Here is a 23,245-nt window from a genome sequence, read left to right on the forward strand (position 1 = left end):
GGATGATGAAATGGTCGACAAGGTGCCCATGACACAGGGTGGATTCGTCAATCTGCAGGAGGAGCTGCGCTGGCGCCAGCAGGAAGAACGGCCGCGCATCATCGAAGCGATCGCCGAGGCCCGCGCCCATGGCGACTTGTCGGAAAACGCCGAATATCATGCGGCAAAGGAAGCCCAGAGCCATAACGAGGGAAGAATTTCCGAACTCGAAGACCTGATCGCGCGCGCCGAAGTCATCGATCTTTCGAAAATGTCCGGATCGAAGATCAAGTTCGGCGCCAGGGTGAAGCTCGTCGACGAGGATACGGAAGAAGAAAAGACCTATCAGATCGTCGGCGATCAGGAGGCCGACGTCAAACAGGGACGCATTTCCATCTCCTCTCCGATCGCCCGCGCGCTGATCGGCAAGGAGGTCGGCGACTCGATCGAAGTCAATGCACCGGGCGGGTCCAAGGCATATGAGATTCTCGCCGTTCAATGGGGCTGACCTGCCTTTAGGGGCGCGCCGGCCCCGCGCCGCCCCTCCTCCCTTGAATTGATTGTCGCAGGCGCAAGGAGAGCGCACAGGTGGTCGATATCCGCGACGTCGAAGTGATCGCGCCCAATTTCAAGCAGCGCCTGTCCGGCGTTACCTCGACAATCATTCAGCTGGTGCCTGTGCAGCGTGCCCTTGGACAGAAGATCGCGGTTCTCGGACCGGGCCTTCCCAAAAGCCTTCCTTCGGTCCGCTTTCGCGATCTCATTCATCTCTGGAAGAGGCCCGAAGGCCGGCCCTGCCGCGTTTGGCACGCGCGTCGAAACGTCGAAATGCTCCCGGCCATCCTTCTGCGCGACCTTCTGCACATGAAGATCCGGATCGTCTTTACCTCCGCTTCGCAACGCCGGCATACCGGCTGGAGCAAGTTCCTCATCCGCCGGATGGACGCGGTTATCGCCACCAGCGGCAGGACGGCCGCCTATCTCGATGTACCGAACACCGTCATCCTGCACGGGATCGACACCAAGCGCTTTCAGCCACCTTTCGACAAGACGGAGGCGAAGAAGGCGCTCGGCCTCGATCCCGCGAAGAAATTCGTAGGATGCTTCGGGCGCGTACGACATCAGAAGGGGACCGACCTCTTCGTCGACAGCATGATCGCCCTCCTGCCCTGCCGGCCGGGCTGGGGCGCTATCGTTGCCGGGCGGGCCACCGGCCCTCACCTCGCTTTCGAGTCGGAACTGAAGGAACGCGTCGCCAAGGCCGGTCTCGCCGACCGGATCCTGTTCGTAGGCGAACACACGAATATTCCCGACTGGTACCGCGCCCTCGATCTCTTCATCGCCCCGCAACGCTGGGAAGGCTTCGGCCTGACGCCGCTCGAAGCAATGGCGACCGGGGTCCCCGTCGTGGCAACCGATGTCGGCGCGTTTTCGGAACTGGTAACCAGCGGTTCCGAGGAGACGGGCCTCATCATCGCGGCCGACGATCTCAAGGCGATGGTCGATGCGGCAGCCGCCTTCATGGACGACCTGCCGCGGCTTGCCGCCGCCGGCGCCAACGGCCTGGCACGGACCGCCGAAAACTTCGCCATCGAGCAGGAAGCCCGCGCGATCGGAGCGGTTTACGAAAGCCTGATGCGCTGATCTGGCTACGACTTCGAGGCAAACAGCTGCAGATAGGCGTCAGTGATCGCTTCCCTTGAGAACTGACCGACAAGCGTCTCGTGTCCGCGCTCGGCCAAGCGCGTGCTCAGGGAATTGTCGGCCACGATCTGCTCGATGGCGCGGGCGAAACCTTCGGCATCGCCGATATCGACCATCAGGCCGTTTTCGCCGTCGCGCATGAACCATTGCGGCCCCTCGGAACGGGTCGATACGACTGGCGTTCCCTGGACCCATGACTCGAGAATGACGTTGCCGAGCGGCTCGTGGCTGGACGACATTACGAAGACATCGGCCGCAGCCAGGAAGGGCCTCGTGTCTTCCTGCCAGCCGGCAAAGCGAACGCGGCTGGAAACGCCGAGGTCCGTCGCGAGCTTGTGCAGATTGTCACGCTCCTCTCCATCGCCAAGCAGCCAGAGATAGATCCCCGGCAGTCTGGCGACCGCTTCGATCAGCGTATGAAACCCTTTCCGCTCGACGAATCGGCCCATGGACATCACCACGGGCGCATCGGCTGGCGTATCGAGCATTGCCCGATCTATCGCCTCGACGCGCCCGGTTCCGGTGAAATTGGAGATGACCCTTATCTCCCGTTTCCAGCCGAGACCTCGAACGCGCTCGGCAATTCCCGGCGTGTTGCACACGATGCAGTCGGTGTTTCTGAAATAGCTCAACCGGGTCGGATAATCGCCGAGGCGCGAGATCTTGAGTGCGCCTTTGTAGTTCGGCATCAACTCGCTTGCCCGGGGCGCCCAAGCCATCAGGACATCGGGCTTCTCGCGCCGCGCCATGTGCTTCACCTTCAACGGCAGCAGGATCCGATCGAGCGAGAGGTTGCGAAAATGGCTTTCCCGGATCGTCGCGGCGCCTTCGATGTCTCGCCGCCAGCCGCGTCCGGGGCGGATGATCGCCGACTGCTCGACGCCGCGTTCCGCAAGCGCATTGACCAGGTGTACGAAGAAACGCTCGGCGCCGCCGTCCTTGCCGAAATGAAAGTGAGTGACTTTCATCGCTTTGCGACACCTCTGTCGAAAAGGTCGAGATAAGCGTCGGTGATCGCTTTTTCGGAGAAGCGCGTGCGCAAGGTTTCGCGGCCGCCGGCGCTCAGCCTCTCGCGAAGTGCCGGATCGTCGCGTAGCCGCCGAACGGCCTCCGCAAGACCCACGTCATCGCCGCAATCGACCATGAGGGCATCGCTCTCATGCGTCATCACCCAGGATGGCCCCTCAGCGCGAGAGGCTATCGTGGGCTTTCCGGCGCCCCAGCCTTCGAAGCAGACATTGCCGAGAGGCTCGTGCGACGAGTTGATGACGAAGGCGTCGCCGGCGGAGAGAAAACCATAGGCGTTGGTCTGCCATCCGGTGAAGCGCACGCGATCGCGAAGCCCGAGTTCGTCGGTCAGCTGCTCGAGCTGCTCTCGTTCCGGACCATCCCCGACCAGCCAGAGATAGGTGTTGTCCACCTCCTTCACGGCGCGGATGAGCCCTGCGAAACCCTTGCGTTTGACGAAGCGGCCCATGCCGACCACGACGAAGGCATCCGCCGGTGTCTGCAGGTCGGCCCGCGCTACGGGCGGTGCAGGCTTTGCGCGGGTGAAGTTCGCGATCACCTCGATGTCGCGCTTCCAGCCAAGTTCGCGAACCTTGGCGGCCATATCCGGTGTGATGCAGACGAGTGTCTCGACATTGGTATAGTAGCCGAGATGTTCGGGATAATCCCCCAGCCGGGAAATGCGAAATGCCTTGGCGTGAGCCGGCATGAAGCGGCTCGCCCGCAACTGCCATGCCATTATGACGTCCGGCTCGAACTCGCGAAGGACCCGGTTCATCCGCCATTTCAGGAGGAAGCGAGAAAGCGAAATGCGCCGAAAAACCCCTTCATAGATCGTAGCACTGTTCTCCAGGTCCTTACGCCAGCTGCGGCCCGGGCGGATCAGTGCGCGTTGTTCGACGCCCCTCTCATGCAGCGCATTGACGAGATTGACGAAGAACCGCTCCGCACCGCCCTCCGTGCCGAAGTGAATATGCATGACCTTCATGCCGAACCCCCTGATCGATCAATGCGAAAGCGCATCATCCACATTCGGGCGCGCCTTCAGAGCGTGCCGCTGGTAGATCTTCGCCGCCGTCAGGAAGGCATAGACCGCCCCGGTCATGGCCTCGATGAAGCCCGACAGGCCGCAGCGCCAGAGACCGTTGCGGAAATAGAGCCTGAGAAAATAGATCGGCGGGGTGAAGATGAGCTTGTAAAAGCGCGGCCGTTTTCCGGATTCGACCTGCTGGTCCGCTTTCAGCGTCGAATATTTGTTTTCCTTCAGGATCTGCTCGTCCATGACCAGCGGGCGGAAATGAAGGAGACTGCCGGTCCGGGCATTGTCGACGTTTCCCTCGGGAACGATGCCTTCATGGACTTTCTGGCTAAGGTCGTAACGTCCCTTGCCGCGCCGGATCAGCCGCAAGTTCCGCCGCTCGCGGACGTTTTCGGGGGTGTAGCCATAGCCGATCAGATAGGGACGACGCGCCACGCGCCAGCCGACGGTTTCGGCCGAGGCTGCGAGCAGCTCAGGCAGCAATTCCCGCAGCGCCTTGTCCAATCTTTCGTCCGCATCGATGTTGAAGCACCAGGGCTGGCTGCATTGCTCGAGCGCGAACTGCTTCTGCCCGGCATAGCCGCGCCACGACTCGTACATGAAACGGATGGGCCATCCCGCGTCGATATAGGATTGAACCAAAGCGGCGGTGCCGTCCGTCGATCCGGAATCGACGATCACGATTTCCGCGCACCGCTCGAGGCTCTCGATGCACTTGCCGAGATAGGCCTCCTCATTCAAGCAGATGATGAAGGCTGAAAGCGGAAGCTTGGGGGTCGTATGGCCGTCCCGCGTCGCCGGAATCGGCAGGGTTCCCTCGCTCTCGTCCTGGTAATTGCTCAATTCATTCGGTCCGCGGGGCGTTTGGTTGCGATGCTCGGCGGCCGGGCCGCCCTGCACATCAGATTTCTACCTGACATGCGTCCTTCACTTGACGGATCGTCAGCATCGTCCGCACCGTGTCGACATTCTCGGTGGCGGTCAGTTCTTCAATAACGAAATCCTGAAAGCTCGCAAGGTTTTCGGCCACGCACTGCAGCAGAAAGTCCGATTCCCCGGAGACCATCCAGGCCTCGCGAACAAGCGGCCACGAGGCGGTGCGGGCGGCAAACGCCTTCAGATTGGCATCGGACTGGTGCTTGAGGCCGACCATGCAGAAGGCGACGAGGTCGTATCCCAGCGCGGACGCGTTCAGAAGCGCACGATAGCCTCTGATGACACCGGCTTCCTCGAGCTTGCGCACGCGGCGCAGGCACGGAGGAGCCGAGATCCCCACCCTCTCGGCCAGTTCCACATTCGTGATTCGGCCGTCGTCCTGCAGTTCGCGCAGTATTTTCATATCAATGGCATCGAGCTCGACGCGTACGACCATTGCCCAAATCCCCAATCCTGCCGGCCTTGCGGGGAAGGCCCCGTTTTATCCGCCGATCAACTGCACCACAGGCCGTAACCGCAGCGCCTATCCGTCCGCACCAAAGGGCGCCTGGCGGCGGCTGCCCCCGGGCTGTCTCCGTGCTTGGGTAGCACGTAACCGAATGCCGATACGAGAGCGCTTGCAGGTGCATGCACAAAAACCTTGTGCGCCCGGGCGCTGGAGCGTGTTATGGCGGTGCTGCGGGTCAAAACCGATGCAAATATGCCCGATCTGGTGTCAAATCGACGCTGACCACGCAACCACTTGTGTGTATCAGAGGACGCGCCCTTGAAAGTGCGCGCTGTGAATACCTAAAGTAAGGCAATATTTGCATTGGCGGATTGCACCGGAGGACGCTCCCTGCTCTCTCCGGCGGACGAAGGACAAAAGCATGACTGCGCGCCACACGAAAGTGTTGATTATCGGGTCCGGCCCTGCCGGTTATACCGCGGCCATCTATACGGCGCGAGCCATGCTTTCGCCGGTCCTCATCGCCGGTATGGAACAGGGCGGCCAGCTGATGATCACCACGGATGTGGAGAACTATCCGGGCTATGCCGATCCGGTCCAGGGGCCCTGGATGATGGAGCAGATGCTGAATCAGGCGATCCACGTCGGCACGGAAATCGTCAACGATCTCGTAACCGACGTCGACCTGTCCGTCCGCCCCTTCCGCCTCAAGACGGATAGCGGCACGGATTGGACGGCGGACGCTTTGATCATCGCCACCGGCGCCAAGGCGAAATGGCTCGGCATCGAAACCGAGCCGACCTTCATGGGATTCGGCGTTTCCGCCTGTGCCACCTGCGACGGGTTCTTTTATCGCAACAAGGATGTCATCGTCGTCGGCGGTGGCAACTCCGCGGTGGAGGAAGCACTTTATCTCTCCAATCTGGCGAAGACCGTCACCGTCGTTCACCGCCGGGATGCTTTTCGCGCGGAAAAGATCCTGCAGGAGCGCCTTTTCGCAAAGCCGAACGTCAAGGTGATTTGGGACCACGAGGTTCTGGAATATCTCGGGACCCCTGCAAAGCCGCCGATGCCAGCCTCGGTCAACGGCGTGAAGCTTCGCAACACCAAGACCGGGGAAACATCCGACATGGCCATCGACGGTGTTTTCGTCGCGATCGGTCATGCGCCTGCGGTCGAGCTCTTCAAGGGCAAACTTCGCCAGAAGCCGAACGGGTATCTTTGGACTGCGCCGGATTCCACCGCGACCGACGTCCCGGGCGTCTTCGCCGCCGGCGACGTGACCGACGACATCTATCGGCAGGCGGTTACCGCCGCCGGCATGGGTTGCATGGCTGCGCTCGAAGCGGAGAAATACCTGGCGGGTCATATGCCCGTCGCAATTGCAGCCGAATAGAAGCTGCTAAACAGGGCACGCGCCGGGATCGGGGGCGCGGCTCTGCGAGCGCGGGATGAGGAAAAGTGCGTGCGGTTTTCCGCCGTATCCCGCGTCTCAACTTATTAGAATCGATCACGTTCATGATCTTAGGTCGATCCGACTAAGATTATCGTGATCTAGGGAACAGATGCATCGGTCGTCTCCGGAGAAAAGTGGCAAGCTTTTCCGGCTGAGCCTTTATGGGGGATTCTATGTCGCTGGACTGGGACAAACTGCGCATTTTCCATGCGGCGGCCGAGGCTGGCTCGTTCACGCACGCGGCAGACAAACTCCACCTTTCGCAGTCGGCGATCAGCCGGCAGGTCAGTTCGCTCGAGCAGGATGTCGGTATCAAGCTCTTTCATCGGCACGCCCGCGGCCTGATCCTCACCGAACAGGGCGAAATGCTCTATCGCACCGCGCACGACGTGCTGATGAAGCTCGAAAGCGTCAAGGCGCAGCTTAGCGAGACGACGGACAAGCCGAGCGGAAAGTTGCGGATCACGACCACGGTCGGCCTCGGCCAGGGGTGGCTGACCGACAAGATCCAGGAATTCATGTCCTTGTATCCGGAAATCCAGGTACAGCTCATCCTCGACAACGAGGAACTGGACGTGAACATGCGTCATGCGGACTGCGCCATCAGGCTGCGGCAGCCGCAACAGTCGGATCTGATCCAGCGCAAGCTCTTCACCGTGCACATGCATGTCTATGCCGCGCCGTCCTACATCAACAAATATGGCGAGCCGCAGTCGCTTGACGATCTCGACAATCACCGGATCATCACCTTCGGCGAGCCCGCCCCCAACTATCTGCTCGACGTGAACTGGCTGGAGATTGCCGGACGCGATTCCGACAATCCGCGCATATCGCATCTGCAGATCAACAGCCAGACATCGATCAAGCGCGCCTGCCTGCTCGGCATCGGCATCGCCATGCTTCCGGACTATATCGTCGGCCGCGATCCCGGTCTCATTCAACTGCCGATAAGCGCCGACATCCCCTCTTTCGATACCTATTTCTGCTATCCGGACGAATTGAAGAACGCGGCGAAGCTGAAAGTCTTCCGCGATTACATCGTCGCTAAAGCGAGAAACTGGAACTTTTGACGTTCCGTTCAATTGCCCGATTTGTGAGCAATTGCCAGCTTCTTGCGTAAGCCTTTGTTAGTGCTCGACTCTTTTCATATGTGAGCGGCGCTCCTCGCGAACTGCGTCCTTGTGCGCTGCAAAAATGAGCAGCGATGCGCAAACGGCATGGCTGTCATGCATATTAAATGATTGCCGACAGCCCAAAAAAGCAGCATACCACACTCAGCTGATGCATCTTTGGTGGCTTCTCCTCCCAGTGCCACCGCAGCAGCTGTTCCCCTCTGGAGGTTTTAATTACCTTCACAACTACAAGGGCCCAAGTTTTCTTGTGGCCCTCTTTTTTGCCTGCGGGAGCCCCACAGCCCTCAGTTGCGAAAATCTTCGGAACGGCTATTGAAAGCGGCTACGGCCCTCCCCATATCTCTTTCAGCTGGTGCATCTAGCGGCTTTCTCCTCCCCAGCCGCTGCAGCAGCTGTTCCCCTCTGGAGGTTTGAAACCTTCACAACTGAAAGGGCCCAAGTTTCTTGTGGCCCTCTTTTTTGCCCGCGTTTTGCCCGGCACTCACACGTCATTTGGGGCCCTCGGTATTCACGACGTTGTGACTTCCTGTATCGAATTTTAGCGATATATATATCGAAGAAACTAAATACACCGAAATACGATGGATAGAGACGAAATCCTCAAAGCATTGGCGCATCCGACGCGCATGGAGATCCTGACCTGGCTGAAGGAGCCGCAGACGCATTTCTCCGGCCAGGAGCATCCGCTCGACATGGGCGTCTGCGCAGGGCAGTTCGAAAGATGCGGCCTGTCGCAGTCGACGGTTTCATCTCATCTCGCCGTGCTGCAGCGCGCCGGTCTGGTGACGACCCGCCGCGTCGGCCAGTGGGTCTTCTATCGGCGCAATGAGGAGACCATCGCAGCGTTTCTGAAGACCATCGGCGATCTCTGATTTCCCCCACTTCCTCCCAAGTCTCAACCGCAATGGAAAGGACAATCCATGGCCTCTCTCTTCGACCCGATCACGATCGGCGATATCAGCCTCAGCAACCGCGTGGTGATGGCACCTCTGACCCGGAACCGTTCACCCCAGGCCGTGCCCAATGATCTGAACGTCGCCTATTACGAACAGCGCGCATCCGCCGGCCTGCTGATCACCGAAGCGACGGCGATAAGCCACCAGGGCCAGGGCTATGCCGACGTGCCGGGCCTTTACAAACCGGAGGCCCTCGCCGGCTGGCGCAAGGTCACGGATTCGGTTCACAAAGCCGGTGGCAAGATCGTCGTGCAGATGTGGCATGTCGGGCGGATATCCCACGACTCGCTCCAGCCGCAGGGCGGCAAACCGGTCGCCCCTTCCGCTATCCGCGCAAAATCGAAGACCTATCTCGTCAATCCCGATGGGACCGGCAGCTTTGCCGAAACCTCCGAACCGAGGGCGCTCGAACTGGCGGAGATCGGCGGAATCGTCGAGGATTACCGCAAAGCTTCTCGGGCCGCGATCGAAGCCGGTTTCGACGGCGTCGAGATCCATGCTGCCAACGGCTATCTGATCGACCAGTTCCTGCGCTCCGGGTCCAATCAGCGCACGGACGCCTACGGCGGCTCGATCGAGAACCGCGCCCGCTTCCTCTTCGAGGTGGTCGATGCCGTTACCAAGGAGATCGGCGCTGGCCGGGTCGGGATCCGCATCTCTCCCGTGACCCCCGCCAACGACGCCTTCGATCCGGATCCGCAGCCGCTCTTCACCTATGTCGCCGAGGGCCTGGCCCGCTATCCGCTCGCCTATGTGCACGTGATCGAGGGCGCTACCGGTGGGGCGCGCGACCATCAGCAGGGTGACCGGCCCTTCGACTACACAAGCCTCCGTGCCGCCTACGCAGCCGCCGGCGGCAGGGCAGCCTGGATGACGAACAACGGTTACGATCGCGATCTGGCGCTGAAGACGGTCGAAAACGGCGAAGCCGATCTGGTTGCTTTCGGCAAACCCTTCATCGCCAATCCGGATCTCGTTCGTCGTTTGAGAGACAACGTGCCCCTGAATGCGCCGGACCAGGCGACCTTCTATGGCGGCGGCGCCAAGGGTTATACGGATTACCCGTCGCTCGAAAACGTCGCCTGAATCGATAAAGACCAAGGAGCCCCGCCCGATGCGCGGGGCTCCTTGCGCAGCGAATCGATTATGCTGCCCCGATGTTCACGTCCTTCATCGATGAATGGTCTCTAGAGCCCGAAGGCGACCCTATCCTCACGCGGACGAGCCGTCTCCTGCCCGTTCGCTGGCGCGGCCTGCCGGCGATGCTCAAGGTGGCAGACGAGCCGGAGGAAAGATTTGGTGGGCAGTTGATGCGATGGTGGGATGGCCACGGCGTCGCCCGGGTCTACGCCGCAACCGAAAGCGCCATCCTCCTCGAACGGTCGGAGAGCCGCCGATCGCTTCTTCATATGGCGATGACCGGCAGCGACGACGACGCCACCCGGATCGTCTGCCGCACCGTTGCCGCGTTGCATGCACCACGGGCCTCCATGCCTGCGGGTCTCGCACCGCTCGAGCGCTGGTTCCAGGCGCTGGACCCTGCAGCCCGCGCCCATGGCGGTATTCTCAGGACCTGTGCAGACGCCGCCCACCATCTCCTATCCGCGCCCGAAGAGCCAGTCGCACTGCACGGAGACATTCACCACGGCAACATTCTCGACTTCGATGCCCGGGGCTGGCTCGCCATAGATCCCAAGGGTCTCTATGGCGATCGCGGTTTCGATTACGCCAATCTTTTCTGCAATCCGGAGCTTCCCGTCGTAACCGCTCCGGGGCGGCTATCCGGACAGCTTGCAATCGTCGCCCATGAGGCGCGGCTGGAGCCGAAGAGGCTCCTTCGGTGGATCATCGCCTATGCCGGCCTGTCGGCGGCCTGGTTCCTTGGCGACGGAGAAAGCCCGGAAAGCACTTTGGCAGTGGCCGCGATTGCAGCCGCGGAGCTGAGCGGCTAGTGGACGGGGAGAAACTCTGTTGAGCTGACAAGCCCGCTGGACCCGGAGGAAGAGTATGGAAATCAGAGATGCCGCCGAAACCGATCTTCCGGCGATATGCGCGATCTACAACGACGCTGTGGCGAACACGACGGCGATCTGGAACGAGACCCTTGTCGACGTCGCCAATCGGAAAGCGTGGCTGAAAGCACGCAACGCTGCCGGCTTTCCGGTGCTTGCCGCCCTTTCCCCTGACGGCGAGGTCGTCGGCTACGCCTCCTTCGGCGAGTGGCGCGCCTTCGACGGATACCGGCACACGGTCGAGCACTCGGTCTATGTGCGGACGGACCAGCGCGGCGGCGGCATAGGCCGGGCGCTGATGCTCGCGCTCATCGATCGGGCCGAAGCACTTGGCAAGCACGTGATGGTCGCGGGGATAGAGTCGGCAAACTTGCCGTCGATCCGTCTCCATGAGCAACTCGGTTTTCGTGAGGCCGGCCATATGAAGGAGGTCGGCACGAAATTCGGTCGATGGCTGGACCTCACCTTCATGCAACTGATCCTTCGCACCGGTTCTCCGGACTGAAAGCTTTGCAGCCCGATTTCTCGTCCGCAACGAAGATGCTATCTATATGCACTCGTTGGTCGCCGAGGGCCGCATGGTCGCGTACGAAAAGGCAGGCACAAGCTGTATCCGGAGCACCCTGAAGGGACGTCTGGCACGCGTCGCCGCGGCCGTGTTGTCCGTGGTCATGTGTTTTGTCTCCGCCCACTCCGGGGCTGCGGAGGCACGCACCGACGCGCCGGCTCCGCCGCGGAAGTGCCTCTACTCGGGGGTGTCCACGGCAAACCCCTTCCTCCGTCTCTGCATCAGCCCCGACAATTTCGCCCGCGACGTCTGCGGCATCATCGAACATTATGCCAAGGCGAACGATCTGCCCGCCGCTTTCTTCGCCCGTCTGATCTGGCGCGAAAGTCTTTTCCAGCCGGACGCCATCAGCCCCAAGGGCGCAGAAGGAATTGCCCAGTTCATGCCCGCGACGGCAAAGCTGCGCGGCCTCTCGGACAGCTTCAACGCGGTGGCGGCGCTCGGCAAATCCGCCGAATATCTGAGGGAGCTCAAGTCCCGGTACGGCAATCTCGGTTTTGCGGCGGCGGCCTACAATGCCGGCGAAGCAGGCCTGGAGCGCTTCCTGGAAAAGGACCGTCTACCCTATGAAACGCGGGATTACGTGCTGGCGATCACCGCCTATTCGGTCGAAGACTGGCGCGACAACCCACCGAAGTCGCTCAACATCGAACTCGACAAGGACAAAAGCTTCCTCGATGGCTGCGTCGCGCTTGCCAATACGCGGCGCTTGCGCGAGCTGGTTATCGCCGATGAAGCCGTCTGGGCGCCCTGGGGCGTTCAGCTTTCGGCCCACTATCAGAAATCCATGGCGCAGCGGCTGTTCCTGAACGCCGTGAAAAAATTGCCCGCTCCGATCAACAGGGAAAAGGCAGTTCTGGTGCGGGAGCGCAATGCCAGCTTCGGGTCCAGGCGCCGCTACGCTGCCCGCATCGGCCGGCAGACACGCGCCGAGGCAGACCAGCTTTGCGCCGCCATCCGCAAGAGCGGTGGCGTCTGCGTCGTGTTCAAGAACTGACGGATGCACGCCCCAGCGCGTTGCCGCTATGCCCGGCGGGGAAATTGTTGCTCGTTTCACTGCGCAGGCAATCAAGAGACGCAAGCGTCGTTGCGACGGCTTGGTCGATCGGCGTATGCGGCTCTTCGCCCAGCAGCGCGACAAGGCGATCGTTGCGCATTTCAAGCGGCTTCCGCCAAAGATAGCGCATCTCCTTAACTTCCCGAAAGAACGGGACGAAGGGCGACGCCAGCGTGACGAGCCACCACGGAAAGGTCCGAACCCTTAGGTGCGGCCTGTCCGCCGCACGTCTGATCGCGGCGATCATTCCGGTGCCTTCATCGTCGAAGTGTCCGCGCATATGGAAGACGGCGAAGGGCGGGAGGGTTTCCGCACGCTCGATCAGGCGTGCCATCGTCTCCGCCATGTCCGGCAAATAGGCCCATTGGTGCCCGACCCCTTTCGCGCCGGGATAAGTTACCGTCGTCAGCGGCTTTCCAGGCTTCACCAGCCCTTGCGAGAACCAGTTGTTCCCAGCATTCGGCCCGAAGAAATCCCCCGCCCTGAGGATGATGACGCCGGTGCCTTCCTCAGAGGCAGCTTTCAGCCGAGCCTCCATTTCCTTGCGAATCGTCCCCTTTTTCGTCAGTGGCCGCTGCGGTGAATCCTCACGAAGAATTGGGAAAGCGTCGGGCCCGAAGTTATACATCGTGCCCGGTAACACGATACGGGCGGCAACCTGTCTGGCAGCACCTATAGTGTTGTCGAGCATCGGCAGCACAAGGCGTTCCCAGTCGCGGTAACCGGGCGGATTGACCGCATGCACGATGAACCCCACTCCCTCTGCCGCGGCACGAACATCCGCGGCGTTCATCGCGTCGCCTTGAACCCACTCGAGGGCCGGCGCTTCTGCGGATACCTTCGCAGCGTTGCGGTGCAGTGCGCGGACTTTCCACCCACGCGCATTCAGGTTTTGCGCCACGGCGCCACCGATTCCGCCTGTTGCACCCAGCACCAGGACCGTTCCTGTCTTCTCTTTCGTCGCGCTCATCATTCTCTCCATCGCTTGACGAAGGGAGCATCGGCCATCATTCGGCTAAACGGAATTGTCTAAATAGGTCTTGCCGCTATACTGAAATGCATGAACCTCATTGAGCCGAGTTGGGACTTCTACCGCACCTTTCTCATGGTGTTGCGCGAGCGCTCGCTATCGGCCGCGGCGCGCCAGCTCGGCCTGACCCAGCCGACCGTTGGCCGGCACATAGATGCCTTGGAGACCTCGATGGGGTTTCCGCTCTTCACGCGTTCGCCGCACGGATTGATGCCGACCGACGCCGCGCTGGAGTTGCGGCCCTATGCCGAGACCCTGGCAGCGACAGCTGCAGCCCTGTTGCGTGCCGCATCAGGACAACACGGTGCGATCGGCGGAACGGTCCGTATCAGCGCCAGTGAGGTCATCGGCGTTGAAGTCCTGCCCCCGATCCTCGCCGAATTGCACAGGGACTACCCGGACCTCTCCGTCGAACTTTCCGCATCGGATGTCGTCGAAGACTTGCTTCGCCAGGAGGCGGATATCGCTGTGCGCATGGTCGCGCCGGCCCAGGAGGCACTGGTTGCGCGCCATATCGGTGCGGTTCCGCTCGGCTTCCATGCGCATCGCTCCTATCTGGAGCGCCGTGGGATACCGCAGACGCTTGAGGATCTCTCGCGCCACAGCGTGATTGGCTATGACCGGGAAACGCCGGCGATCCGCTCGATCAAAGGAAGAGCACCGGACTTGCCGATCGGGCGCTTCGCTTTCAAATCCGATAGCAATCTTGCTCAACTCGCGGCGATCCGCGCCGGTTTCGGCATCGGCATTTGCCAAAACGCGCTTGCCGCCCGCGACCCGGATCTCATGCACGTGCTGGCGGATGCCTTTGAACTGAAGCTCGAGACCTGGCTCGTAATGCACGAAAATCTGCGTGCGACGCCACGTTGCCGCGTGGTTTTCGATGCCCTTGCCCGCGGGCTTCTCGACTACCTGCGCCAATAAATCGATTCCACAAAAAAGACCCGCCGCTGGAAAGCGGCGGGTCTGAACTTATTCTGCGCTTCGATCACTCCTCCGGTGTCGACGTGGTGTCCGGCGGCAGCTCCGGTTCGGCCATGACGCCTTCGGCACCTACGGCTTCGATCTCCTCGTCGCCATCCGGCTCACTGATCCGCTCGACCGAAACGACCTTCTCGTCCTTGGCGGTGGAGAAAATGGTCACGCCCTTGGTGGCGCGGCTCGCCAGGCGAATGCCTTCCACCGGAACCCGGATGAGCTGACCTCCGTCGGAAACGAGCATGATCTGGTCGTTGTGCTCGATCGGGAAGGCGGCGACGAGTTCGCCGATTTCCGCCGTCTTCGAGGTATCGGTGGCGCGAATGCCCTTGCCGCCGCGGCCTGAAGTGCGGAAGTCGTAGGACGAGGAACGCTTGCCGAAGCCTTTCACCGAGACCGTCAGGATGAATTGCTCGCGCGCCTTCAGTTCCTCGTAGCGCTCATTGGTGAGTTCGCCGCCATTGGTGACCTCCTCGCCGACAAGCACGATTTCCTCTTCTTCACCGGTCAAGGCGCGACGCTCCGCGGCCGACCGCTTCAGATAAGCGGCACGCTCCCACGGCTCGGCTTCGACGTGAGCGACGATGGCCATCGAGATGATCCGGTCGCCGTCACCGAGCGAAATGCCGCGAACGCCGATCGAGTTGCGGCCCGCAAAGACGCGGACATCGGCAACGGGGAAGCGGATGCACTGGCCGAGGGCCGTCGTGAGCACCACGTCGTCGAACTCGGTGCAGGTGTCGACCGAGAGGATTTCGTCGCCCTCCTCTTCGAGCTTCATCGCGATCTTGCCGTTGCGGTTGACCTGGACGAAGTCTGAGAGCTTGTTGCGACGGACCGTGCCGCGGGTCGTCGAGAACATGACGTCGAGGTTTTCCCAGGTCGTCTCGTCCTCGGGAAGCGGCATGATCGTGGTGATGCGCTCGCCGGGTTCCAGCGGCAGCATGTTGATCAGCGCCTTTCCGCGCGACTGCGGCGTGCCGATCGGAAGGCGCCAGACCTTCTCCTTATAGACGATGCCGCGCGAGGAGAAGAACAGAACCGGCGTGTGCGTATTGGCGACGAACAGCCTGGTAACGAAATCCTCGTCGCGCGTGGCCATGCCCGAGCGGCCCTTGCCGCCGCGGCGCTGCGCCCGATAGGTCGTCAGCGGCACACGCTTGATGTAGCCGAGATGGGACACGGTAACCACCATGTCCTCCTGCGCGATCAGGTCCTCGTCGTCCATGTCCGGACCGCCGTCGGCAATCTCGGTTCGGCGCGGCGTGCCGAACTCGTCACGGACTGCGGCAAGTTCGTTCTTGACGATCTGCATGATACGGAGACGGGACGACAGGATGTCGAGGTAATCCTTGATCTCCTCGCCGATCTTGTTGAGTTCGTCGCCGATCTCGTCGCGGCCGAGCGCGGTCAGACGCTGCAGGCGCAGGTCGAGGATCGCGCGAGCCTGTTCTTCGGACAGGTTATACGTAGCGTCGTCATTGATCCGGTGGCGCGGGTCGTCGATCAGCCGGATGAGCGCATCGACGTCGTGCGCCGGCCAGCGGCGCTCCATCAGCTGTTCGCGCGCGGTCTGCGGATCCGGCGCCTGGCGGATGAGCTTGATCACCTCGTCGATATTCGCGACCGCGATCGCGAGACCGACCAGCACATGCGCCCGCTCGCGCGCCTTGCGCAGCAGGTATTTCGTGCGCCGGCTGACGACATCCTCGCGGAAGGAGACGAAGGCGCGCAGCATATCGAGCAGCGTCATCTGCTCCGGCTTGCCGCCGTTCAGCGCCACCATGTTGCAGCCGAAGGAGGTCTGCAACGGCGTGTAGCGGTAAAGCTGGTTGAGAATGACCTCGGCGTTGGCGTCGCGCTTCAGTTCGATGACGACGCGATAGCCCTGGCGGTCGGATTCGTCGCGAAGATCGGAAATGCCCTCGATCCGCTTCTCGCGGACGAGTTCGGCCATCTTCTCTATCATCGTCGCCTTGTTCACCTGATAGGGAATCTCGGTGATGATGATCTGCTCGCGATCGCCGCGCATCGGCTCGATATGGGCACGCCCGCGCATGATGACGGAGCCGCGGCCGGTCTCGTAGGCCTGACGGATTCCCGAACGGCCGAGGATCAGCGCCCCGGTCGGGAAATCCGGCCCCGGAATGATCTGCATCAGCTCCGGCAGTTCGATCGCGGGATTGTCGATCAGGGCGATACAGCCGTCGATCACCTCTACGAGGTTATGAGGTGGGATATTGGTCGCCATGCCGACGGCGATGCCGCCGGCCCCGTTGACGAGCAGGTTCGGGAACTTTGCCGGGACGACGACGGGCTCGTGCAGGGTGCCGTCGTAGTTGTCGCGGAAATCGACCGTATCCTTGTCGAGATCGTCCAGCAGCGAATGCGCCGCCTTCTGAAGCCGGCACTCGGTATAACGCTCTGCCGCCGGCGGATCGCCGTCGACGGAGCCGAAGTTGCCCTGGCCGTCGATCAGCGGCAGCCGCAGAGACCAATCCTGCGCCATGCGTGCGAGCGCATCGTAAATCGCCATGTTGCCGTGCGGATGGTATTTACCCATCACGTCACCGGTGACGCGGGCGCATTTTACGTATTTCTTGTTCCAGTCGATGCCGAGCTCGCTCATCCCGTAGAGGATGCGGCGATGAACGGGTTTGAGACCGTCGCGCACGTCGGGAAGCGCGCGCGACACGATCACGCTCATGGCGTAATCGAGATACGACCGCTGCATTTCCTCGATGATGGAAATCGGCTCGATGCCTGGCGGATTTTTTCCGCCGCCGGGGGTGCTTTGCTCAGTCAATGGCGATCACGATCTTTGTTCAGAATCAATCGGTTTTTTATAGCCGAATGCGGCTCGGAGCGCCAATTTTCGGCCGGTGTTTTGAACAGTCTTTTGCCGCAGGAACAGGCTTTTCTAGGGCAAGGAAAGGAGCTCGCAAGGAAAGCTGCGCGCCTCGGGGATGGCGCTGGTTTAAGCCATTGCGTTGCACTTGGCTACCCGCTCTTTCCAAGCTCGCATCGCTTGCCTAACAATGCGGGCCGCACCACCGGGAATAGCCGGGGTAGAAATCCGGAAGGGGATACGGATGTTCGATGTCGATCTCTTGGTCAATGCGCTGACGACGCTGCTCGTCACGCTTGATCCGCCCGGCCTTGCGCCGATCTTCCTGAGCCTGACCGTCGGCTTGAGCCGGCAACAGCGCTTCCAGGTCGCGACCCGCGGCTCGCTCATCGCTTTTTCATCCTCGCCGCCTTTGCGCTTTTTGGCGACGGCATCCTCGGTCTGCTCGGCATCTCGATCGGCGCCTTCCGGATCGCCGGCGGCATGCTGCTCTTCTGGATCGCTTTCGAGATGATTTTCGAGAAACGCCAGGAGCGAAAGGAGAAGGCCGGGGAGACGGCGATCACGAAGGACCACCTTCACAATATCGCGGTCTTCCCTCTCGCACTGCCCCTGATCGCCGGACCGGGAGCGATCTCGGCAACCATCCTTCTCGGCAGCTCCTTCCCCTCGGCGTTGGATCGGGTGCAGCTCATCGTCGTCATTGCCGCATCGATGGCCATACTGTTCCTGGCGCTGGTGATCGCCGAGCGCATCGACCGGTTCCTGGGCGTCACCGGCCGGGCGATCCTTACCCGCCTCCTCGGCGTCATCCTTGCCGCACTCGCCGTTCAATTCGTCGTGGACGGCGTGCGCTCGGCGTTTCAGGTCTGAAGGCATAACGAGAACGGCCCGCAACGAAGCGGGCCGGATGGGTCTCGGGCTGGCTGGAGCAGTCGATCAGAACGGAATGTCGTCGTCGAGATCGCGCGAGAAGTTGCCGCCCTGGTTCGGCTGGTTCGATTGACCGCCGGACCGGGCGCCGCCCGAGGAGGACCGCGACTGATCGTATTCCTCGTAGCCGCCACCGCCGTAGTCGCTGCCGCCGCGACCTCCGCCGCCGCCCTCGCCTCCGCGACCGTCGAGCATCGTCAGGGTCGAGTTGAAGCCCTGAAGGACGACCTCGGTCGAATAGCGGTCATTGCCGGTCTGATCCTGCCACTTGCGCGTCTGCAGCTGGCCTTCGATGTAGAGCTTGGCGCCTTTCTTCACATATTGTTCGACGACCTTGCAGAGGCCTTCGTTGAAGACGACGACCGTGTGCCACTCCGTCTTCTCGCGGCGCTCGCCCGAATTGCGGTCGCGCCAGGTTTCGGAGGTGGCAATTCTGAGGTTGGCGATCGGCCGGCCGTCCTGCGTGCGCCGGATTTCCGGGTCGGCCCCGACGTTTCCGATCAAGATCACCTTGTTGACGCTACCAGCCATATCGCTTTTCCCGTTTCTGCCGCCGGACCGCTCGGCCGGCTTTCCAATGTCTCATGTGCGAACACCTTAGCGGCCCGCCGCCGCCGATACGCCCCGTATCGCGCATAATCCACAGTTGATTTGGCGTGGATATGGCAGAGTTTGTTCTTTTTTTGTTCTATTATTCCTCTATGATCCTGTCAACCGAATCGCAATTGAACCGCCTCTTTTGCCGATTGCGCCTCGACATGGGCGCGGCCGTCATTACATAGGGGGCTTTCAACCGACATACAAAGCTGGCCTTCCGATGAGCGAACTCAAGACCATCTCCATTCGCGGCGCTCGCGAGCACAATCTCAAGGGCATCGACCTTGATCTGCCGCGCAACAAGCTGATCGTGATGACCGGCCTTTCGGGCTCCGGGAAATCCTCGCTTGCCTTCGACACGATCTACGCCGAGGGCCAGCGGCGCTATGTCGAGAGCCTTTCGGCCTATGCGCGCCAATTTCTCGAAATGATGCAGAAGCCCGACGTCGATCAGATCGATGGGCTCTCGCCGGCGATCTCGATCGAGCAGAAGACCACGTCGCGCAACCCGCGTTCGACTGTCGGAACCGTTACCGAGATCTACGACTATCTGCGCCTGCTCTTCGCGCGCGTCGGCGTGCCCTATTCTCCCGCCACGGGCCTGCCGATCGAAAGCCAGACCGTCAGCCAGATGGTCGACCGGGTGCTGGAGTTCGGCGAGGGAACGCGCCTCTATATGCTGGCCCCGCTCGTGCGCGGGCGCAAGGGCGAGTACAGAAAAGAACTCGCCGAGCTGATGAAGAAGGGCTTCCAGCGCGTAAAGGTAGACGGGCAATTTTACGAGATTGCCGACGTGCCGGCGCTCGACAAGAAATACAAGCACGACATCGACGTGGTCGTCGACCGTGTCGTGGTGCGGCCCGATATCGGAACCCGTCTCGCCGACAGTATCGAAACCTGCCTTACGCTCGCCGACGGCTTGGCGATCGCCGAATTCGCCGACCGCCCCCTGCCTCCGGAAGAGACCTCCGCCGGCGGCTCGGCCAACAAGTCGCTGAACGAAACCCATGAGCGGGTGCTGTTTTCCGAGAAGTTCGCCTGTCCCGTCTCGGGTTTCACCATTCCCGAGATCGAGCCGCGGCTTTTCTCCTTCAACAATCCCTTCGGAGCCTGCACGACCTGCGACGGGCTGGGCAGCCAGCAGAAGATCGACGAGGCGCTGATCGTTCCGGAGCCGAACCGCACCCTCAGGGACGGCGCCATCGCACCCTGGGCGAAATCCACCTCGCCCTACTACAACCAGACGCTCGAGGCCCTCGGCACGGTTTTCGGCTTCAAGCTCGGCAGTCGCTGGAGCGAGCTTTCCGAGGAAGCACAGGACGCGATTCTCCACGGCACGAAGGACAAGATCACCTTCCACTATCAGGACGGCGCCCGATCCTACAACACGACGAAAACGTTCGAGGGCATCGTGCCGAATCTCGAACGCCGCTGGAAAGAGACCGACAGCGCCTGGGCGCGCGAGGAGATCGAGCGCTATATGTCGGCAGCGCCCTGCCCCGCCTGTGCCGGTTACCGGCTGAAGCCGGAAGCGCTTGCCGTCAAGATCCACGCGCTGCATATCGGCGAGGTTTCCGATATGTCTATTCGCGCCGCACGCGACTGGTTCGAGGTCTTGCCCGAGCATCTTAGCACGAAGCAGAACGAGATCGCCGTGCGCATCCTCAAGGAGATCCGCGAGCGCCTGCGCTTCCTGAACGACGTCGGCCTCGAATATCTGAGCCTTTCGCGCAATTCCGGGACGCTTTCGGGCGGAGAAAGCCAGCGCATCCGGCTCGCGTCGCAGATCGGCTCAGGGTTGACGGGCGTTCTCTATGTTCTCGACGAGCCCTCGATCGGCCTTCACCAGCGCGACAATGCCCGCCTCCTGGATACGCTGAGGCATCTGCGCGACATCGGCAACACGGTCATTGTCGTGGAGCATGACGAGGATGCGATCCTCACGGCCGATTACGTCGTCGACATCGGCCCGGCGGCCGGCATTCACGGTGGCGAGGTCATTGCGGAAGGGACCCCTTCCGATATCATGTCCAATCCGAAATCGCTGACGGGGAAATATCTCTCCGGCGAGCTTTCCGTTGCCGTGCCCGGCGAACGGCGCAAACCGAAGAAGAAGAAGGAAGTCACCGTCGTCGGCGCGCGCGCCAACAATCTGAAGAACGTGACCGCATCGATCCCGCTCGGTGTCTTCACCGCCGTCACCGGGGTATCGGGCGGGGGCAAGTCCACCTTCCTGATCGAGACGCTCTACAAGGCTGCCGCCCGCCGCGTCATGGGCGCGCGCGAAAATCCGGCCGAACACGACCGGATCGACGGCTTCGAGCATATCGACAAGGTGATCGACATCGACCAGTCGCCGATCGGCCGCACGCCGCGCTCCAACCCGGCGACCTATACCGGAGCCTTCACGCCCATTCGCGACTGGTTCGCCGGGCTGCCGGAAGCAAAGGCGCGCGGCTACCAGCCGGGCCGCTTCTCCTTCAACGTCAAGGGCGGCCGCTGCGAGGCCTGTCAGGGTGACGGCGTCATCAAGATCGAGATGCACTTCCTGCCGGATGTCTACGTCACCTGCGACGTCTGTCACGGCAAGCGCTACAATCGCGAGACGCTGGACGTTCACTTCAAGGGAAAGTCGATCGCCGATGTGCTCGACATGACGGTGGAGGAAGGCGTCGAGTTCTTCGCGGCCGTTCCGGCGGTGCGCGACAAGCTGGTGACACTGAACCAGGTGGGCCTCGGCTATATCAAGATCGGCCAGCAGGCGAACACGCTTTCGGGCGGCGAAGCCCAGCGCGTCAAGCTCGCCAAGGAGTTGTCGAAACGCTCAACCGGGCGCACGCTCTATATTCTCGACGAGCCGACAACTGGCTTGCATTTCCACGACGTAGCCAAGCTTCTTGAAGTTCTGCATGAGCTGGTCAATCAGGGTAACTCCGTAGTGGTCATCGAGCACAATCTCGAAGTCATCAAGACGGCCGACTGGATCATCGACTTCGGCCCGGAAGGCGGCGACGGCGGCGGCGAGGTCATTGCGCAGGGGACGCCGGAAGAGGTCGTGAAGGAGCAGCGCTCCTATACCGGCCAGTTCCTGAAGGAGCTTCTGGAGCGCCGGCCAGTGAAAAAGGTGGTTGCGGCGGAGTGATGTGGCCGGGCCGGACGCCTCGTGAAATCGGGTGGCGTCTCTGATTCGCCCCGGCTACAGCGGTTTTGCGCGTCTGAGTGAGCATCGAGGAGGAAGTGGATGGCAAATTCGGGACAAATCCGTATCGGCATCGGCGGATGGAACTTCGAACCCTGGGAAGGCACCTTCTATCCGGACGATCTTCCGAAGAAGCGGCAACTCGAATTCGCCGGCAAGGAATTGCGGACGATCGAGGTCAACGGCACCTATTACAGCTCACAGAAGCCGGCGACTTTTGCCAAGTGGGCGTCGGAGGTTCCCGACGGCTTCATTTTTTCGCTGAAGGCGAGCCGCTTCGTGACCAATCGCAGGGTCCTCTCCGAAGCCGGTGAATCCATGGAGCGGTTCCTGACCCAAGGACTGACGGAACTCGGCGACCGCCTCGGTCCCATTCTCTGGCAGTTCGCGCCGACCAAGAAATTCGACGCGGAGGATTTCGAGGGATTCTTGAAGCTCCTGCCGGATAAGCAGGACGGCCTGAAGCTCCGCCACGTGGTCGAGGTCCGCAACCCCAGCTTCCAGGTTCCGGACTTCGTCAAGCTCATTGAAAAGTACAAGGTGGCCGTCGTTCTTGCCGAGCATGCGGACTACCCGATGATCGCCGATGTCACGAGTGATTTCGTCTATGCACGGCTGCAGAAGGGCAGCGACGAGGTGAAGACCTGCTATCCGCCGAAGGATCTCGATCGCTGGGCCGAGCGGCTGAAGACCTTTGCCGCCGGCGGTGAGCCGGACGACCTGGAGAAAGCTGCGTCGGAACGGAAGCCCGAGACGGCACCTCGCGACGTCTTTGCCTTCTTCATCTCCTCAGGCAAGGTCAACGCGCCGAACGGCGCCAGGGAACTGCAGAAACGCGTGGCCTAGGCGCGGCCATTGCCGAGGTCTTGTTCATGAGCCCCTCTGGCAGGCCAGAGGGGCAGCAAGATCACCGCATCCGAATCACCAAACGGGCCGCTTCACACACCCACCTGATTCGCAATCGCGAGTAGCGCTGGGCCACGTCTTTTACCCGCTTTTTCATCCATAAAAATTTGAATTTCGGCCTGCCGCTAGCTCATCTTCGCAGGCAAGCGGTGGAAGTCCCTGTTTTTCAACGAATTGATCGATGTCCCCGTTTTCCACAGTCGACCCACACAAGATATAGCGCCCAAACTTCCGTCACAAACCACCCCTTGACGCCCCGAGGCGATTCACGGTTAATGGATTTCACGTTGCGACGGCGGCGGACCGGGAAGTTCAGAGGCCGGTTCACACCCCAAATCGTCGGTTCCGACATGCGGCCCGGGCGAATGAGCCCGAGCGGCTGCAGTGGCGGAATTTTGCGCGAAATTTGGGTCGCCAAAGCGGCATTTCGAGCTGGCGTAAAGAGCCTGTTAATACTA

At 61.5% G+C, this 23,245-nt stretch carries 19 protein-coding genes and 1 pseudogene; 13 read left to right on the forward strand and 7 right to left on the reverse strand.

Annotation, left to right across the window (positions count from 1 at the left end; all coding sequences use genetic code 11):
• The first annotated feature begins 10 nt into the window (after nt 1-10).
• A complete protein-coding gene (greA, locus tag N0Q91_RS09865) occupies nt 11-487 on the forward strand; it encodes a transcription elongation factor GreA (protein WP_003529568.1) in 477 nt (158 codons plus the stop codon).
• An 80-nt stretch (nt 488-567) separates the two neighbouring features.
• Entirely contained in the window at nt 568-1,623 is a 1,056-nt protein-coding gene (locus N0Q91_RS09870) for a glycosyltransferase family 4 protein (protein WP_275597975.1), read from the forward strand.
• A gap of 5 nt (nt 1,624-1,628) precedes the next feature.
• On the opposite strand, the gene N0Q91_RS09875 is transcribed toward N0Q91_RS09870, so the two are convergent.
• The 4 genes from N0Q91_RS09875 to N0Q91_RS09890 all read right to left on the reverse strand — a co-directional run bounded on the left by N0Q91_RS09875 (nt 1,629) and on the right by N0Q91_RS09890 (nt 5,102).
• Nucleotides 1,629-2,651: a glycosyltransferase gene (locus N0Q91_RS09875; RefSeq protein WP_275597976.1), complete on the reverse strand. Its 1,023-nt coding sequence runs from the start codon at nt 2,649-2,651 to the stop codon at nt 1,629-1,631.
• Nucleotides 2,648-3,679 carry a glycosyltransferase gene (locus N0Q91_RS09880; protein ID WP_275597977.1) on the reverse strand — a complete coding sequence of 344 codons (1,032 nt, stop codon included), beginning with the start codon at nt 3,677-3,679 and terminating at the stop codon, nt 2,648-2,650. Before N0Q91_RS09880 ends, N0Q91_RS09875 begins: the two co-directional genes overlap by 4 nt.
• A gap of 18 nt (nt 3,680-3,697) precedes the next feature.
• The gene (locus N0Q91_RS09885; protein WP_275598117.1) at nt 3,698-4,534 is read right to left on the reverse strand and encodes a glycosyltransferase family 2 protein; all 837 of its coding nucleotides are present in this window, start codon (nt 4,532-4,534) and stop codon (nt 3,698-3,700) included.
• A gap of 97 nt (nt 4,535-4,631) precedes the next feature.
• Nucleotides 4,632-5,102, reverse strand: coding sequence for an Lrp/AsnC family transcriptional regulator (locus N0Q91_RS09890; protein ID WP_003529557.1), 471 nt, complete (start codon nt 5,100-5,102; stop codon nt 4,632-4,634).
• 433 nt (nt 5,103-5,535) lie between these two features.
• On the opposite strand from N0Q91_RS09890, the gene trxB reads away from it, so the two are divergent.
• The 7 genes from trxB (at nt 5,536) to N0Q91_RS09925 (ending at nt 12,236) form a co-directional block, all read left to right on the forward strand.
• Entirely contained in the window at nt 5,536-6,510 is a 975-nt protein-coding gene (trxB, locus tag N0Q91_RS09895; protein WP_100674002.1) for a thioredoxin-disulfide reductase, read from the forward strand.
• A 233-nt stretch (nt 6,511-6,743) separates the two neighbouring features.
• Complete coding sequence (locus tag N0Q91_RS09900; protein ID WP_003529555.1) at nt 6,744-7,640, forward strand: LysR family transcriptional regulator VtlR; 897 nt, start codon at nt 6,744-6,746, stop codon at nt 7,638-7,640.
• Nucleotides 7,641-8,284: 644 nt separating this feature from the next.
• On the forward strand, nt 8,285-8,575 hold the full coding sequence (locus tag N0Q91_RS09905; protein ID WP_100674004.1) for an ArsR/SmtB family transcription factor: 291 nt from the start codon (nt 8,285-8,287) through the stop codon (nt 8,573-8,575).
• A gap of 48 nt (nt 8,576-8,623) precedes the next feature.
• Nucleotides 8,624-9,745, forward strand: a complete 1,122-nt coding sequence (locus N0Q91_RS09910) for an alkene reductase (RefSeq protein ID WP_127710960.1) — start codon at nt 8,624-8,626, stop codon at nt 9,743-9,745.
• Nucleotides 9,746-9,816: 71 nt separating this feature from the next.
• Nucleotides 9,817-10,611 (forward strand): aminoglycoside phosphotransferase family protein, encoded by a 795-nt coding sequence (locus tag N0Q91_RS09915; protein ID WP_275597978.1) that lies wholly within the window; start codon nt 9,817-9,819, stop codon nt 10,609-10,611.
• A gap of 55 nt (nt 10,612-10,666) precedes the next feature.
• Nucleotides 10,667-11,176, forward strand: a complete 510-nt coding sequence (locus tag N0Q91_RS09920; RefSeq protein ID WP_275597979.1) for a GNAT family N-acetyltransferase — start codon at nt 10,667-10,669, stop codon at nt 11,174-11,176.
• A gap of 46 nt (nt 11,177-11,222) precedes the next feature.
• Complete coding sequence (locus N0Q91_RS09925) at nt 11,223-12,236, forward strand: lytic transglycosylase domain-containing protein (protein ID WP_275597980.1); 1,014 nt, start codon at nt 11,223-11,225, stop codon at nt 12,234-12,236.
• On the opposite strand, the gene N0Q91_RS09930 is transcribed toward N0Q91_RS09925, so the two are convergent.
• The gene (locus N0Q91_RS09930) at nt 12,226-13,266 is read right to left on the reverse strand and encodes an NAD(P)H-binding protein (RefSeq protein ID WP_275597981.1); all 1,041 of its coding nucleotides are present in this window, start codon (nt 13,264-13,266) and stop codon (nt 12,226-12,228) included. The two genes, N0Q91_RS09925 and N0Q91_RS09930, sit on opposite strands and share 11 nt — an antisense overlap.
• A gap of 90 nt (nt 13,267-13,356) precedes the next feature.
• Between N0Q91_RS09930 and N0Q91_RS09935 the strand changes: the two genes are divergently transcribed.
• Nucleotides 13,357-14,250: a LysR family transcriptional regulator gene (locus N0Q91_RS09935; RefSeq protein ID WP_275597982.1), complete on the forward strand. Its 894-nt coding sequence runs from the start codon at nt 13,357-13,359 to the stop codon at nt 14,248-14,250.
• A gap of 64 nt (nt 14,251-14,314) precedes the next feature.
• On the opposite strand, the gene gyrA is transcribed toward N0Q91_RS09935, so the two are convergent.
• On the reverse strand, nt 14,315-17,110 hold the full coding sequence (gene gyrA, locus N0Q91_RS09940) for a DNA gyrase subunit A (RefSeq protein WP_100674010.1): 2,796 nt from the start codon (nt 17,108-17,110) through the stop codon (nt 14,315-14,317).
• A 286-nt stretch (nt 17,111-17,396) separates the two neighbouring features.
• Here gyrA and N0Q91_RS09945 point away from each other — a divergent pair.
• A pseudogene (locus N0Q91_RS09945) lies at nt 17,397-18,025 on the forward strand (MarC family protein).
• A gap of 66 nt (nt 18,026-18,091) precedes the next feature.
• On the opposite strand, the gene N0Q91_RS09950 reads toward N0Q91_RS09945, so the two are convergent.
• The gene (locus tag N0Q91_RS09950) at nt 18,092-18,616 is read right to left on the reverse strand and encodes a single-stranded DNA-binding protein (RefSeq protein ID WP_275597983.1); all 525 of its coding nucleotides are present in this window, start codon (nt 18,614-18,616) and stop codon (nt 18,092-18,094) included.
• A gap of 286 nt (nt 18,617-18,902) precedes the next feature.
• Here N0Q91_RS09950 and uvrA point away from each other — a divergent pair, with 286 nt between their 5' ends.
• On the forward strand, nt 18,903-21,824 hold the full coding sequence (gene uvrA, locus N0Q91_RS09955) for an excinuclease ABC subunit UvrA (RefSeq protein WP_100674013.1): 2,922 nt from the start codon (nt 18,903-18,905) through the stop codon (nt 21,822-21,824).
• Nucleotides 21,825-21,923: 99 nt separating this feature from the next.
• Nucleotides 21,924-22,727 (forward strand): DUF72 domain-containing protein, encoded by an 804-nt coding sequence (locus N0Q91_RS09960; RefSeq protein ID WP_100674014.1) that lies wholly within the window; start codon nt 21,924-21,926, stop codon nt 22,725-22,727.
• The last annotated feature ends 518 nt before the right edge of the window (nt 22,728-23,245 follow it).

Source organism: Sinorhizobium prairiense (genome assembly GCF_029201645.2).
Taxonomy (GTDB): Bacteria; Pseudomonadota; Alphaproteobacteria; order Rhizobiales; family Rhizobiaceae; genus Sinorhizobium; species Sinorhizobium meliloti_A.